At 53.5% G+C, this 13,386-nt stretch carries 15 protein-coding genes and 2 pseudogenes; 9 read left to right on the top strand and 8 right to left on the bottom strand.

The window, feature by feature from the left end; genetic code table 11:
• Positions 1-197: 197 nt before the first annotated feature.
• Positions 198-647, bottom strand: a complete 450-nt coding sequence (locus KWG61_RS05960; RefSeq protein WP_242745253.1) for a hypothetical protein — start codon at positions 645-647, stop codon at positions 198-200.
• Between the two features lie 278 nt (positions 648-925).
• On the opposite strand from KWG61_RS05960, the gene KWG61_RS05955 reads away from it, so the two are divergent.
• The 4 genes and pseudogenes from KWG61_RS05955 to KWG61_RS05940 all read left to right on the top strand — a co-directional run bounded on the left by KWG61_RS05955 (position 926) and on the right by KWG61_RS05940 (position 4,995).
• A complete protein-coding gene (locus KWG61_RS05955) occupies positions 926-1,168 on the top strand; it encodes a hypothetical protein (protein WP_242745252.1) in 243 nt (80 codons plus the stop codon).
• Positions 1,138-1,353: a MarR family winged helix-turn-helix transcriptional regulator gene (locus KWG61_RS05950; protein ID WP_242745251.1), complete on the top strand. Its 216-nt coding sequence runs from the start codon at positions 1,138-1,140 to the stop codon at positions 1,351-1,353. The genes KWG61_RS05955 and KWG61_RS05950 overlap by 31 nt, the downstream gene beginning before the upstream one ends.
• A 21-nt stretch (positions 1,354-1,374) precedes the next feature.
• A pseudogene (locus tag KWG61_RS05945) lies at positions 1,375-3,130 on the top strand (ABC transporter ATP-binding protein).
• 45 nt (positions 3,131-3,175) lie between these two features.
• A pseudogene (locus KWG61_RS05940) lies at positions 3,176-4,995 on the top strand (ABC transporter ATP-binding protein).
• A 349-nt stretch (positions 4,996-5,344) separates the two neighbouring features.
• Here KWG61_RS05940 and KWG61_RS17155 read toward each other — a convergent pair.
• The 7 genes from KWG61_RS17155 to KWG61_RS05915 form a co-directional block, all read right to left on the bottom strand.
• Positions 5,345-5,467 carry a hypothetical protein gene (locus tag KWG61_RS17155; protein ID WP_353887485.1) on the bottom strand — a complete coding sequence of 41 codons (123 nt, stop codon included), beginning with the start codon at positions 5,465-5,467 and terminating at the stop codon, positions 5,345-5,347.
• A gap of 36 nt (positions 5,468-5,503) precedes the next feature.
• Positions 5,504-5,893: a hypothetical protein gene (locus tag KWG61_RS05935; RefSeq protein WP_230268033.1), complete on the bottom strand. Its 390-nt coding sequence runs from the start codon at positions 5,891-5,893 to the stop codon at positions 5,504-5,506.
• Between the two features lie 47 nt (positions 5,894-5,940).
• Entirely contained in the window at positions 5,941-6,426 is a 486-nt protein-coding gene (locus tag KWG61_RS05930) for a leucine-rich repeat domain-containing protein (protein WP_230268034.1), read from the bottom strand.
• Positions 6,427-6,576: 150 nt separating this feature from the next.
• Complete coding sequence (locus KWG61_RS05925; RefSeq protein WP_230268035.1) at positions 6,577-7,515, bottom strand: hypothetical protein; 939 nt, start codon at positions 7,513-7,515, stop codon at positions 6,577-6,579.
• A gap of 297 nt (positions 7,516-7,812) precedes the next feature.
• Positions 7,813-7,947 (bottom strand): hypothetical protein, encoded by a 135-nt coding sequence (locus tag KWG61_RS16045; protein ID WP_256460797.1) that lies wholly within the window; start codon positions 7,945-7,947, stop codon positions 7,813-7,815.
• Positions 7,944-8,687 (bottom strand): serine hydrolase, encoded by a 744-nt coding sequence (locus tag KWG61_RS05920; RefSeq protein ID WP_242745250.1) that lies wholly within the window; start codon positions 8,685-8,687, stop codon positions 7,944-7,946. Before KWG61_RS05920 ends, KWG61_RS16045 begins: the two co-directional genes overlap by 4 nt.
• A complete protein-coding gene (locus tag KWG61_RS05915) occupies positions 8,684-10,669 on the bottom strand; it encodes a hypothetical protein (protein WP_242745249.1) in 1,986 nt (661 codons plus the stop codon). Before KWG61_RS05915 ends, KWG61_RS05920 begins: the two co-directional genes overlap by 4 nt.
• Before the next feature lie 283 nt (positions 10,670-10,952).
• Here KWG61_RS05915 and KWG61_RS05910 point away from each other — a divergent pair, with 283 nt between their 5' ends.
• The 5 genes from KWG61_RS05910 (at position 10,953) to KWG61_RS05890 (ending at position 13,270) form a co-directional block, all read left to right on the top strand.
• Complete coding sequence (locus tag KWG61_RS05910) at positions 10,953-11,390, top strand: ArdC-like ssDNA-binding domain-containing protein (protein WP_242745248.1); 438 nt, start codon at positions 10,953-10,955, stop codon at positions 11,388-11,390.
• On the top strand, positions 11,354-11,875 hold the full coding sequence (locus KWG61_RS05905) for a SprT-like domain-containing protein (RefSeq protein WP_242745247.1): 522 nt from the start codon (positions 11,354-11,356) through the stop codon (positions 11,873-11,875). Before KWG61_RS05910 ends, KWG61_RS05905 begins: the two co-directional genes overlap by 37 nt.
• Before the next feature lie 134 nt (positions 11,876-12,009).
• Positions 12,010-12,873 carry a patatin-like phospholipase family protein gene (locus KWG61_RS05900; protein WP_367614340.1) on the top strand — a complete coding sequence of 288 codons (864 nt, stop codon included), beginning with the start codon at positions 12,010-12,012 and terminating at the stop codon, positions 12,871-12,873.
• Positions 12,867-13,115 carry a hypothetical protein gene (locus tag KWG61_RS05895; RefSeq protein WP_242745245.1) on the top strand — a complete coding sequence of 83 codons (249 nt, stop codon included), beginning with the start codon at positions 12,867-12,869 and terminating at the stop codon, positions 13,113-13,115. The genes KWG61_RS05900 and KWG61_RS05895 overlap by 7 nt, the downstream gene beginning before the upstream one ends.
• A complete protein-coding gene (locus tag KWG61_RS05890; protein ID WP_242745244.1) occupies positions 13,103-13,270 on the top strand; it encodes a hypothetical protein in 168 nt (55 codons plus the stop codon). Before KWG61_RS05895 ends, KWG61_RS05890 begins: the two co-directional genes overlap by 13 nt.
• Positions 13,271-13,386: the final 116 nt, after the last annotated feature.

Here is a 13,386-nt window from a genome sequence, read left to right as displayed (position 1 = left end):
TTTTGGGTCTGTTGTATCTCCTGGCTCTTTACGAAGCCTCCATGATCCGAACTGAAAGCCGGAACGAAGCATGAGGTCACGTCTGGTATTCCTCTTCGCTGGCGAAAATCACAGGCAGGACAGGACCTTTTCTTTTATCTGGCTTTCCCGTGGTTTTTGGGTGCTGGATTCTGTTTCGGCCTCCTGTTTTTCCTTCGTCAGAAGCAGCCAGATATCCGAAAAGAAAAAGCTGCCGCACGACGATTTTCTTCAACAGGAAGAGGCAGAGGACTCAGGCTGCGAATCCCTGGGCTTTCCTCATGTTCGTGAGCTACGCCCCTGAGGAAAAACGTCAAATCGCCAGCCGTGATGGAGAGACTGTGGGAAAGCGGCTCGCGTTCATGACTGCGCTCATCATAGCGGACCAGTTTTTTGCTCCCTTCTTCGAACTCTCCCTGGTCTGCCTGGAGGTGTCGGTTTCGACCTCGATCCGTGCGTTTCATCAGGAGTAATTTCTGTCTATTCCGGTTAAATTTTGTTATCGTGTATTCCTGTTTTTCATTTTTACTGGCTCGATTTTCCGCTGATTTTTCCTGGCTTTTCCGGGAAAATCCGACCCTTTCCCCGCAGGATTTACGCGGTTTTTCCTCCCGTTTTCGGGTGGTCATAACGCGAAAAAGAAAGTCGAAAATCCCTCGTCAGAAATGTTGACAGCGCCCCTGTCATGAAATAATATTTAGCCGCCTATCTTATAGCCTGCTATCTGTTAGGCGACTATATTTCTATACGCCGTGCCGGATTCGAAGCCCATTCCTCTGGAACGAGCCGAAATATCTCTGGATTTCTTCCGGTTTCTCCTGGAAAAATTCAGGGAAGAATCGATCCAGCATACAGCGAATATACAGGTACAGTTTATTCTGGAAAGGAAGGAAAGGAGGATTACAGGATGGAGGAAAATACCCAGCAGGTCCAGTTTCTGCTCAAGATCCTGAGCAACCAGCTGAAGAAGGAGTTTAACGCCACGCTCAAATCGTACGGTCTGACCAAGGCGCAGTTTGATACGCTGCTGTTTTTAAGCTGCCGGCAGGAGGAGGACGTTCAGGTAAACCAGCGGGATCTGGAATCCTTTTCCAGATTTCCAACCCGACGATTTCTTCGATGCTCAACCGTCTTGAAAGCAAGAACCTGATCGAGCGCCACACGTCGCGTTCCGACCGGCGCATCCGCTACATCACGATTACGGATGAGGCGCGCGATCTGGTCGGCCGCATATCCGGTGCGCTCAACAAGAAGCGCTCCGAAATGTTTGCGGGGATCGATCCAGAAGATCTGGATACCGTCAAGCGTGTACTCACGCAGATTTTTACAACCTGACAGGAAAGGAGGAAATCCAATTTGATTTCAACTTTATGCAAACAAATTAAGCAGTATAAGCGCGAAACCATTCTGACGCCGATTCTGGTTGCGATCGAAGTTGTCCTCGACATTCTGATTCCGTTTCTGATGTCCAAGATGGTCAACGAAGGCGTAAACACCGGCGATATGGCCGTGGTCTGGAACTATGGCCTGCTCATGCTGCTGTGTGCCGTGGGCGCGCTGATCACAGGCGGCCTTTCCGGCAAATACGCAGCCGTCGCTTCCGCCGGTTTTGCCAAAAACCTGCGCGACGCGGAATTCCGCAACATTCAGAACTTCTCGTTTTCCAATATTGACGAGTATTCTACCGGCGGCCTGATTACCCGTCTGACCACCGACGTTTCTAACGTACAGATGGCCTTCCAGATGATCATCCGCATCGCGGTCCGTGCGCCGCTCAACTTTTTCATGGCGCTGTTCATGGTGTTCTATCTCTCCGCGGAAATCGGCTGGTACATGCTTCTGGTCATTGTCCTGCTCGCCATCGCGGTCAGCATTCTGATCAAGCGCGCCGGTCCGGTCTTCAACAAGATGTTCAAGATGTACGACAACCTGAACGAAGAAATTCAGGAAAACATCACGGGCATCCGTCCAGTCAAGTCATTCGTTCGCGAAGACTACGAAATTCAGCGTTTCAACAAGCGCAGCCAGGACATCTACTCCGTCAACCGTACGGCCGAACTGATGATGATTCTCAACCAGCCGTTCGTACAGCTGGCCATGTATGCCTGCGTGCTGATCGTCAGCTTCGTCGGCGCGCACCAGATCGTCAACGGGACCATGATGGACGGTACGCTGATGTCTCTGTTTACGTACATCATGAACCTGCTCATGTCCCTGATGATGTTCTCGATGATCCTCGTCATGGTTACGATGTCGACGGCTTCGGCCAAGCGTATTGTGGAAGTCATCAACCAGGTTTCCTACCTCGAATCCCCAGGGACGGCATTAAAGAAGTTAAGGACGGTTCGGTCGAATTCGATCACGTTTACTTCAACTATGCCGAACAGGTCGACGGCCACTACGTGCTGCGCGACATTAACTTCAATATTCCGTCCGGCCAGACCGTCGGCATTCTCGGTGCGACCGGTTCGTCCAAGTCGTCGCTCGTCAGCCTGATTCCGCGTCTGTATGACGTTACGAAAGGTTCCGTTAAAGTCGGCGGCAGGGACGTTCGTGAATACGATCTGAAAACGCTGCGTGACTCGGTTTCCATGGTCCTGCAGAAAAACGTACTGTTTTCCGGCACGATCAAGGAAAACATGCGCTGGGGCGATGAAAACGCGACCGATGAAGAAATCGTCGAAGCATGCAAGCTTGCCCAGGCCGATGACTTCATCTCCCGTATGCCGCACGGCTACGACACGTACATTGAACAGGGCGGTACCAACGTATCCGGCGGTCAGCGTCAGCGTCTGACGATTGCCCGTGCTCTGCTCAAAAGCCAAAAATCCTCATTCTGGACGACTCCACGTCCGCGGTCGATACGAAAACCGACGCGCTCATCCGTGAAGCCTTCCGCACCAAAATTCCAAATACCACAAAAATTATTATTTCCCAGCGCGTATCCTCCATTCAGGATGCGGACCGCATTCTGGTTCTCGATCGAGGCCACCTTGTGGATTCCGGTACGCATGAAGAACTGCTGAAGTCGAGCGAAATTTACCGCACGACCTGGCAGGCCCAGCAGAAAGGAGGCGCAGACGATGCCGGCACCGATGAGACCGCAAAGTAACGCAGCGCACGGACGTCCAAAAATCTCAACGGACTCAAACGCATCATGGCGATGATCTGGAAAAGCTACAAATGGCAGCTGATCATCATCGCTGTGCTTATTCTCTGCTCTTCCTTAGTCAACGTATACGGCAGCACGTTCCAGCAGCCGCTCATTGACGACTACATTCTCCCGATGGTCCAGAGCGGATCGAAGGACTTCACCCCGCTGACGATGGCGCTGAGTCAGCTGGCCATGATTTATCTGCTTGGCGTCGCTGCCACCTACACATGGAACCGCATGATGGTCAAAGTCAGCCTTGGCACCCTGAATAATGTGCGTGAAGATCTGTTCAGGCACATGCAGTCGCTGCCGCTTCGCTATTTTGACACCCACGCGCACGGCGACATCATGTCGGTATACACCAACGATACCGATACGCTGCGTCAGCTCATTTCTCAGTCGCTGCCGCAGGTGTTCTCCTCGGGCATGACGATTCTCATGGTTCTTATTTCCATGATCCGCCTTTCCTGGGTACTCGCTCTGCTGACGGTTCTCTTCTCGGTCGGCATGATGCTCGTTGCCCGTATCATCACCCGCTCTTCGGGCCGCTACTTCCGCGAGCAGCAGGTGCAGCTTGGTAAAGCCAACGGCTATATCGAGGAAATGATCGAGGGCGCCCGCGTTGTCAAAGTGTTCTCCCACGAAAAGCAGGTCGTAAACGACTTCGACAAGATCAACGACGATCTCTGTCAGGCATCGACCAACGCGAACACCTTCGCCAACATTCTGATGCCGATCTGCGCCAACATCAGCTACATCTCCTATGTTGCCTGTGCACTGGCCGGATCCTACTTCGCCATCAACGGCATGTTCGGCATGACGCTCGGTACCATTTCGGCGATGCTGACGCTGAACCGTTCCTTCAACAACCCGATTACCCAGATTTCCCAGCAGATCAACTCTGTGGTTATGGCACAGGCCGGCGCATCCCGTATTTTCGAACTGATGGATGAGCCTTCCGAAACCGACCACGGTGTCGTTACCCTCGTCCGTGCGAAAAAGTCGACGGCAAGTGGCAGGAATGCAAGGAATATACCGGCCACTGGTGCTGGAAGCACCCGCGTAAAAACGGCGGCTACCAGCTCGTGGAAATGAAGGGCGACGTCATCTTCGACGATGTCACCTTCGGCTACACCCCGGAAAAACCGTTCTGCACGACATTTCGCTCTACGCGCATGCCGGTCAGAAAATCGCCTTTGTCGGCGCGACGGGCGCCGGCAAGACGACGATCACCAACCTGATCAACCGGTTCTACGACATCAACCAGGGAACGATCACGTACGACGGCATCAACATCGAACTGATCGAAAAGCCGGACCTGCGCCGCTCCCTTGGCATCGTTCTGCAGGATACGCAGCTGTTCTCTGGAACGATTATGGACAACATCCGCTTTGGCAAGCTTGACGCGAGCGATGAAGAATGCATTGCCGCCGCCAAACTCGCCAACGCCGATTCGTTCATCAACCATCTCGAAAACGGCTACCAGACGTACATTCACGCCAACGGCGATTCCCTTTCCAGGGTCAGCGCCAGCTGCTCGCCATTGCCCGTGCTGCCGTCGCCAACCCGCCGGTTCTGATTCTCGATGAAGCGACCAGCTCGATCGATACCCGTACCGAACGTCTTGTTCAGAACGGCATGGACGAGCTGATGAAAGGCCGTACGGTTTTCGTTATCGCGCACCGTCTGTCCACGATCATGAACTCCGACGCGATCATGGTTCTCGATCAGGGACGCATCATCGAACGCGGAAACCACGAAAGCCTGCTCGCCAAAAAGGCGTGTACTACCAGCTGTACACCGGCGCGCTCGAAATGGACTAATCCGTTTCTCCTTTGAATCTTCTTTCTTTCGATCGATATCTTTTTCATCCCGGTTGAAAGTCGGCCTGTCGCCCTGTGGCGGCAGGCTTTTTGTATGGTCCGCTCTCGATCGAACCGGAGCATTGTCTTGCCGGCTCTCTGCCGAATTGACGCTCTGCCCTGCCGGTTCTCTGGTTTGCCGTGCTTTGGTTTGTCGAGGTTCTGCTTTTTCGATTTTGGGATGGACGATCGCCTGCCGGCAAGTCAGCACACAAAAAACGGATCCGCACCGGGATCTTTGGAAGTTTCCCGGGCGAATCCGCCGTTTCTGCATTGAATTTTCGAGTGTTTCGGATTGGCTTGGACTGAACTAGTGAACGCCGTACCAGCCGATGCCTTCGGCGTTCCAGCCGTTAGCGGCCAGGTAATTGCGTTCGTGCTCGTCGGTCGTGTAGTGATGCGATCCGGTGCCTTTTGCGTTCGGGTTATACAGACGATAGAGCGGTACGCTCTGGCTGTCATCGGAATATCAGCCGATGCCCTCGTCTTTCCAGCCAAACTTAATGAGCTGGTCGCGCTCTCTGGCGTCCATCGTGCAGTGATGGTCGCCCGCATTCGCGTTGTAGAGACGGTAAACCGGATGCTGAGAAGAAAGCGGCGCAATCCAGCCGATGCCTTCATCTTTCCAGCCCACACTGAGCAGATAGTTCTGTTCGCGCGTACCGGCGGTATAGAAATGCTCGCCGGAGTTTGGATTGTACAGACGGTACATGATCCGTTTGGTCGCCGGCCGGCTTGTGCCGTTTGTGCGGATGGTAAAGGTCGCATTTTTCGAACCTTCGTAATAGCCGATGCCGGTTACGGTAACGGTCGCGGTTCCCGCTTCGATGTTATTGGAATAGCTCAGCGTGTAATCCACATTGAGCGTCAGTTCCTGGCCATCAAGGCGAACGACTAGCTGCAGCGTCAGGGGCTGACCGGTATACGTCTGCGCGGGGATGGAATCGATCTGCGCGTCGGCCAGATTGCCTTTTGTCGCCGTGCTGCGGTATTTGACACTGGCATGGTCGCCAAAGTCGATGCCATTGAGGCAGGCAGTTCCAGACTGGTCAGATGCGTCGAGTAAAAGGCGCCTGGGCCAATTGCGGTTACGCCTGCGGGAATTGTGCAGGAACCGCTGCGGCCTGCTGGAAACTGAACGAGCGTTTTTCCGTCTTTTGAATAGAGAACGCCGTCGATGTCCGTATAGTTTGCATTGGCGGGATCCACGTAAATGTTCTGAAGGCCTTCTGCATAGGAGAACGTACCCGAGCGGACGCCCTGGTCGGTCGTATGAATGGACGTGATCGTCTGGATCGACGCCGGAATATGCACGGTGTTTATTCTCTTATCAAAGACCCTCTCGCCCAGAGCGGTTACGGGGTGGCCGTTTCGTTCGGTTGGAATCTTCACATCGGTATCAAACGCGTCGTACTGATACAGCGTATTCGTCTGGGTACTGCGGTCGAACGAATAGAAATAGCCGTCGCTGGGAAGAATGGAATAATGGCGCGGCGCTTTTCCGTCATTACCGGCATCCGCAACAAAATAACGGTCCTCGATTTAGGCGATGCCGTTGCGGTATCCGCTTAAGGCGCCGGGATCCCGGTTGGCATTGCGCACGCGCGCTTCGATTCCATAATCTTCAAAGACTTTCTGAATCCTATACGAACTGGCCCAGCAGTCGCCGCTGCCGACCAGAATCATGCTCTTCCAGTCGGACGCCTTGCCGCTGTAGTCGAAGCTGGCGGCGAGTTTGCAGGCGCCTTCCAGCACCTGATACGGCGTTGCCCCGGCTGGAATATATTCCTTTATCAGCTCTTCCAGACGCTGCGGCGCATAGACGTCATCGGCGTAGTTCAGGACGTTAAACGTAAAGTCCTGCGTACTGCCGTCGTTTTGCGTAACGCGAACAGTCGTCCTTCCGGTTTCATACTGGGTACGCGTTTTTGTCGCCCCGGTAATGGGCCCGCTCGTCCAGAAAATACCGGACCAGTACCAGACGGTTCCTTTCGGCTTGACCAGACCGGTCGAACTGATTTCCACGTTCGGGTTCCAGGAATTAGGAGACACAAACGAGTAGGTGCCTGCGGGCAGCTGGAAGGACGTGGCGAGATTTTGCGGAATCTGCACGAAGCCTGCCTGCGTGGAATCGAGCGCATACAGGTTGATGTCCTGCGCCTGCGCTTCCGGTGTGCTGTCCGCTGGCGCTTTCGGCGCACTTTCCGGGATCGTTTCCGGATCGAGCGTGGTGGCCGGCGTACTTTCCGGAATTGTTTCCGGATCGGTCGCTGTATCCGGCATCATTTCCTGCTCGCTGTCCAGGACAGATTCTGGATCGGACGCCGTTTCCGGTGTGCTTTCCGGCATGGTCTGCGGATCCGATGCGGTAGCCTGCGTGCTTTCATGCATCGCTTCGTCAGCCCAGACAAGCAGCGCCGGCATGGCACTCAGGCCAAGCGCTGAGCACAGAGCGATCGACAGAAGAAATCGTTTTGACAAGATATATCCCCTTTTCTTATCGGTGTCGGATTGATTTCTTCTCTTTTCGGCAATATTTTGCCGAAGCAAAACCCGATGGATCTCCATCGGGCTTTTTCTTTAGTATGCACGCTGACCATAAACATGGATGCGGATGTTTTTTGTACCGCTTGCTTTGTTTATCCATCTAACCAATCATATTTTGTATACAACGAACATATATAGGAACTCTATGCATTCCGTGCACGTCTGTGCATTTCCTGTTCCTCGATACCGTTCTGTATGCAGATCGGGTTTTCCGAACCGGCTGGATGCTCTTCAGGCCCAGTCGGGAATGGACTGGCCGAGATTCATGTTCGCCTTCATCCAGCCATACACCAGCGGAGAAACCTGTCCCATCAGATTCTGACCGGAAGCGGCACTTGGCAGATCGTCGCAGAGCATTGTAATCACGTATGTGCCAAAGGGGCGTCAACAAGCACCGTATCGTTCTGGCAGAAATCGAGCCAGCCGGGCTTGTTGGCGGTTCTCGCTTCGGAGGGAATGCCGTTGAGCAGACGACCGGGGACGGCCTGCGTCTGCAGCAGGGTTTTCATGCGTCTGGAGTTTTTCAGACGGCCTTCCTGAATGTCGCACAACATCTGCGAGGCATCTTTTGCAGAAGTGAAGTTGCCGTACGGACGGCCTGACATGTACGTGTCACTGTAGCCGTGCGCCCGGTTCCAGGCGTTGAGCACCTGAATGCCGGCCGAATAACTGCCGCCGCCCAGGACGCTCACCAGATACACCCAGGCATCGTTGCTGGAAACGGAAATCATGACCGAAAGCTGCTGTTCGAGGCGCATCGGCGTCGCAAACGCGGCGTATCGTTCGTAGTTTTCAAAAATGGCGCCCATCACAAACATCTTCATGACGCTTGCCGACTGCTGGGAATGAGAATTCACCACAATTTTTTCATCTCGTCCGGGCACGCGAACCGCAAAGGAAATTTCAGCGTTTCGTGCGGAACTGTTCGCAATCGTCTGCTCGATTTGGCGCTGGAGATCTTCAAAGTCGGGCATCAGTGCACCCGTCGCGTCATCAAAGCGGCACATATGGCCCTTGATGTTTCTGCGTCCGGAAACGCGCCAGCCGTTTTCGTCGTACCAGCAAACCTTTTTCGGATTTCCGTACTGCACAAAGGAATTTTTCACACGGTGGCCGTCACTGAGATCATAAAAGCGATTCCGCCGCTTTTCTGCACTTCGCCAGTCACCATTTTTCCATCCGATCCAAACTGAAATTCATGGACCTGATCGTTCAAGGTTAACGTCTGTTCGCCGGTAAGCATGCGTCCTCCCTGGCTTTCGTCAAAGCAATAGCGATCCCCAAAAATCGAAGTAAAGCCATACAGTGGCTGATCGTCGGGATCAAAGGCGGTAATGAAAGACGGATCGTCTGGATCCTTCACAAACGAATACAGATTGAGCGCGTTCCAGCTGCCGTTTTCTTCTTCCCAGCCAAATTCCACCAGCCGCTCTTTTTCCCTTCGATCGAGCGTGAAATGATGCGAGCCGGTTTTCGCGTTGGGATTGTAGAGCCGCAGCACGGGCTGCTGATTGATTTCAGCGGAATAAAAGGCGATGTTTTCATCTTTCCAGCCCATCGAAAGGAGCGCCTGCCGCTCGTTTGGACTGCACGTATAGTGATGCTCGCCATTCGCGCTCTGATACAGACGATACACGGGTGTATTCGAAGAGACCGGCTGCAAAAAGCGCACGCCCTCATCTTTCCAGCCCTGCTTGACCAGGCCTGCGATTTCCTTGGGATCGGCGGTGTAAAAGTGTTCGCCGCTGTTCGGATTGTAAACCGAAGAAACGGATACGTGCTCCTGTTTTTTCAGCGCGCTCTGGACAATTTCGTATTCGGCAATCGCGTCCTGAATCAGCGTATTGCTGCAGGTTTCATTCCACTGTACGAGAACCTCCGGATTTTCGCGATACGTTTCGAGTTCCTGCTTGCGGCGCAGAAGAGTGTGCCGTACCGGATTTTCATCCCAGCCAAACGTGTTCCAGACAATGCCCTCAGCACTGGCCTGACCAACTTTCGGATAAACAAAGACGCGTCCCGAAACGGCCCGACCGTTTTCGTCAAACCAGAACTCGCTGCCGTTTTCATCCTGTTCCAGAGTATTTCGGTGCATCGAACCGGTTTCGAGATCGAAGAAATAGCGATCGTTCTCAACTTGCGCAAAGCCGAGAAGCTGACGGCCGTCGGGCATGGAATACCTATCGGGCTGTCCGTTTTCTTCGATCCATCCGGTTTGAAGAACGCCGGTTTCATCGAATTCGTACCAGTCGTCGTAAAGGCCGACACGCCCTTTGAGTTCGTTCTGATCTGAATCAAAGCCGTGGATTTCCCCGTTATCGTTTCGCGCGAAATCGTAATCGCTGATCGCGAAAAAGGCAGTTCCTTCCGCTTTCCAGCCGGCCTGAATCAGCGCATTGTGCTCCTTGAGTGAGAGCGTATAGTGATGCGATCCGGATCGGGCGTTGGGATTGTACAGACGATACACCGTACGGCCGTATTCGCTTTCCGAATAAAAGGCGATTCCCTCATCTTTCCAGCCCGCCTGAACCAGACCGTTTCTCTCGTTTTCGCTTTTCGTGTAGTGATGATCGGAGGCGTTGGGATTGTACAGCCGGTACACCGGTTCGCCATCTTCCACAGGCGTACTCCAGGCGGTATCTTCGTCTTTCCAGCCGGAGGAAATCAGCACTTCGCGCTCTTTGGCCGAACTGGTATAAAAATGTTCCCCGCTGTTCGGGTTATACAGACGATACAGAACGCAGCCATCCTTCTGGGAGGTCAGCCACGTCCAGTTCGTCTGAACATCGGCTGGAGAAGCTTCATCCAAGCCTTCGGTGTCGGTATTTTCATCCGCTTGTTCACCCTTTTGTTGAGGCACTTCTTCGGACGCTTTTTCTTCTGACTTTCCGCTTTCCTGTGTATTGGAAGCAAAACCATTGTCTGTGCTTTCTTCTGAATCCGTGGTTTTCTTTTCCACTGGCCGCTTCGGCATGGCGGGCATCGGCCTGGACGTTTCGGTCTGGATTGCCGGGTCTTCTTTCGCCTGCAGCATCAGGATGCTCGAGCTGATCGTACAGGCGCAAAGCAGCGCAAGCGCGGTGTGCATTTGTTTTTTGTACTGGATCGATTCATTGTTTTCCCCTTTTTCTCTTTCGTGAATCGGTTCCAAACCAGACGGCCCGCTTTATACAGTCCCGGTCTGGTTTTCTTTTGTCCATATCCTGTCAACGGTGCAATCTGGACACAACCGTTGTCAGTTTATCGTCTGGTTTGCACAAACAAAAGACTTGTTTTGTACAGACCTTCAAAACCAGGCCGGATCGGAGCGTTGTCTGGTTTGACATCTGCCCGGGATCGTTCGTTTTTCGTATATCGGTTCTGGAGGATGTATGAAAAACAAAACGATTGAAGAACTGCTCGCCCTGCTCGATGAAGGCGTTGCCCAGCTGCTCGAAGGCGATGAATACCGCCAGTATTTGAAAACGATGTCCCGCTTTCCGTCCTATTCCATGCGCAATACCTTGCTGCTCTACAAACAGTGTCCGCAGGCCAGTCTGGTGGCCGGTTTTCAGACGTGGGAGGGCGTATTTGGCCGGCACGTCAAAAAGGGGAGAAAGGTCTGCGCATTCTCGCCCCGTATTCCTATAAAGTCAAAACAAAAGACGCCGCAAAGGAGAAAATCGAAACCCGCACCGGCTTTCGCTCCATTTCCGTCTTCGACATTTCCCAGACCGAAGGCAAGCCGCTGCCCCCGCCGCCTCAGGTTAAAACGCTCGAAGGCGAATGCGACTTGTTCGAACCGGCCATACCGCTGCTCGAAAAGCTGACCGGCTTTCAAATCGAACGCTGCGCGCTCGAACATGGTGTCAACGGCACCTGCCGCTATGACGAGCAGCGCATTCGCATTAACGAAACGCTGAACTCCCGCCACGCGTTTAAAACGCTCACCCACGAATGCGCCCACGCGCTTCTGCACAATTTTGGCGTCTGCGATCACAGCCGAATGGATGCCAGAGAACAGGCGCTCATCGACCGTCTGCTTCAGTCGCCCGAACTGCGGGAGACGGAAAGCGAATCGGTAAGCTTTGTGGTGTGCATGGCCTGCGGCATCGACTGTTCCGAGTATTCCTTTGCCTATATCGCCACCTGGCTTTCGGGAAAAGAACTGCTTCCCGCTTCCCTCGCGCGCATTTCAAACTGCGCGCAGAAAATGCTTCTCGCACTGCAGACGCTGCTTAAGGATACAGCGCCGGGTGCACAGAATGCTCATCGCACTTCCAGCTCTCCTCCTGCCTCGCAAACAAAAGCCTGACCGCTCTGACCAAATCGATTCCAGTGCGCGGTTTTCCCAGCCAGATTTACCCGGACATCGATACGGTCTTCCCGGACCTGCTCCTTGATCCGGACGCCTAAAATAGAGAGTATGAACAATTCCAATACCCATGCATTAGTCCTTGGCGGCGGAGGCAGCCGGGGCAGTTATACAATCGGCGTTTTGACGACGCTGATGGAACAGAAAAAACGTATGATCTGGTCACCGGCATTTCGATCGGCGCCATTGTCGGCGCGCTGTATGCGATGAATAAGCCAGTCGATCTTTCGTCGATGATTGCTTCCTTTCCTTCAAGCGGTCTGGCCGACGGTCTGTTTTCCTTTCCGGACTGCCACAAGGCAGCCGACGAAGCCGACAAAGGCTTTGATGCCTATGTCAAGGCGTTTCAGAACAACGGACCGACGACACAAACCCTCTCCAAGGTGTTTCACTCGCTCTTTGACTTTGACGCCTTTGAAAAATCCAGTCTGAACTTCGCGTGTCTGGCATCCAACGTCAGCAAGAACCAGGCGCGCATCTTTACAAAAACGAACTCACTTCCCCGAAAAACGGAGCAGGCCGTTCTGGCTTCGGCTGCCTATTTCCCGGCGTATTCGCTCGTGAATATTGATGGGGACTACTATGGCGACGGCGGTTTTCTCAACTGGTCGTTAGGCCGTGTGGCCAAAGAACTGGGCGCGAAAAAGATGACGCTCGTCTCGCTGGCTCAGCCTGGAGACAATCTTGTGTACGAAAAAGACGAGACGGAACTGCTGATCCGCCCGATTGTCCCGCTGGCCGGCTTTCTCAATTTTGGAACGGCTACTCTGCGCAATCAGATTATGCAGGGACGGCTCGAAGCCCTGAAGACGATGAATCTGGCGCCTGGCTACGTCTACACCTTTTATCCGGACGACGCGCTGATCTTCTCTCTCTCTCCCGTATGGCCGTCGACATTCTCAACCGAAGCCACATTCAGCTCGAAAACGGCATGTTAATCGAAGGCCTCGAAACGCTGATGGGCTGCAGGCTGCAGCCACTGGAAAACGAGTATATGAAGCACTACCAGTTTGGGCTTCTGCTCGAATGTCTGGCTGCAGTCGCCGGTATGGATTTTTACCGTCAGTACCATTTGCGCGATTTCACAAAGGAAATGCTGAGGCGTCTGGAAAGTTTCTCCTGCATCCGCAGGCGGCTGTTCTTGGCTCCACTTTACAGACGGATCGCATGGGCGCGATGAATCTGATGGCGTTCTTTTATGGCGGACTCAAGCGAAACAACGGCCATTTGCCCGCGGAATACGACATTCTCAAAACCAAATTCGATTCCGTCTTCCTGCTTGCCCTCGCCTGGTACGTGCTGGAGAAATTCTCGCCCGTCCTCAAGCTTCTCTAAAGCGCTCCCTGCCCTTTACGGTTCTTTCTTCCGCTTTTTTCCAAGCGATAAACGATTTCCTTCTCACCAGTTCTCATGCAAGACCAGAACCTGCAGTCGGCTCATGCCGGCTGTAA

It is taken from the genome of Allobaculum sp. Allo2, assembly GCF_022701175.1.
Taxonomy (GTDB): Bacteria; Bacillota_I; Bacilli_A; order Erysipelotrichales; family Erysipelotrichaceae; genus Allobaculum; species Allobaculum fili.
This window is presented reverse-complemented; position numbering and strand designations above follow the sequence as displayed.

Coding starts and splice junctions, on each gene's coding strand:
- KWG61_RS05915 (WP_242745249.1), bottom strand. CDS start 10,669: ATGCACACCGCGCTTGCGCTGCTTTGCGCCTGTACGATCAGCTCGAGC.
- KWG61_RS05955 (WP_242745252.1), top strand. CDS start 926: ATGGAGGAAAATACCCAGCAGGTCCAGTTTCTGCTCAAGATCCTGAGC.
- KWG61_RS05895 (WP_242745245.1), top strand. CDS start 12,867: ATGTTAATCGAAGGCCTCGAAACGCTGATGGGCTGCAGGCTGCAGCCA.
- KWG61_RS05960 (WP_242745253.1), bottom strand. CDS start 647: ATGACCACCCGAAAACGGGAGGAAAAACCGCGTAAATCCTGCGGGGAA.
- KWG61_RS05910 (WP_242745248.1), top strand. CDS start 10,953: ATGAAAAACAAAACGATTGAAGAACTGCTCGCCCTGCTCGATGAAGGC.
- KWG61_RS05950 (WP_242745251.1), top strand. CDS start 1,138: ATGCTCAACCGTCTTGAAAGCAAGAACCTGATCGAGCGCCACACGTCG.
- KWG61_RS05890 (WP_242745244.1), top strand. CDS start 13,103: ATGGGCGCGATGAATCTGATGGCGTTCTTTTATGGCGGACTCAAGCGA.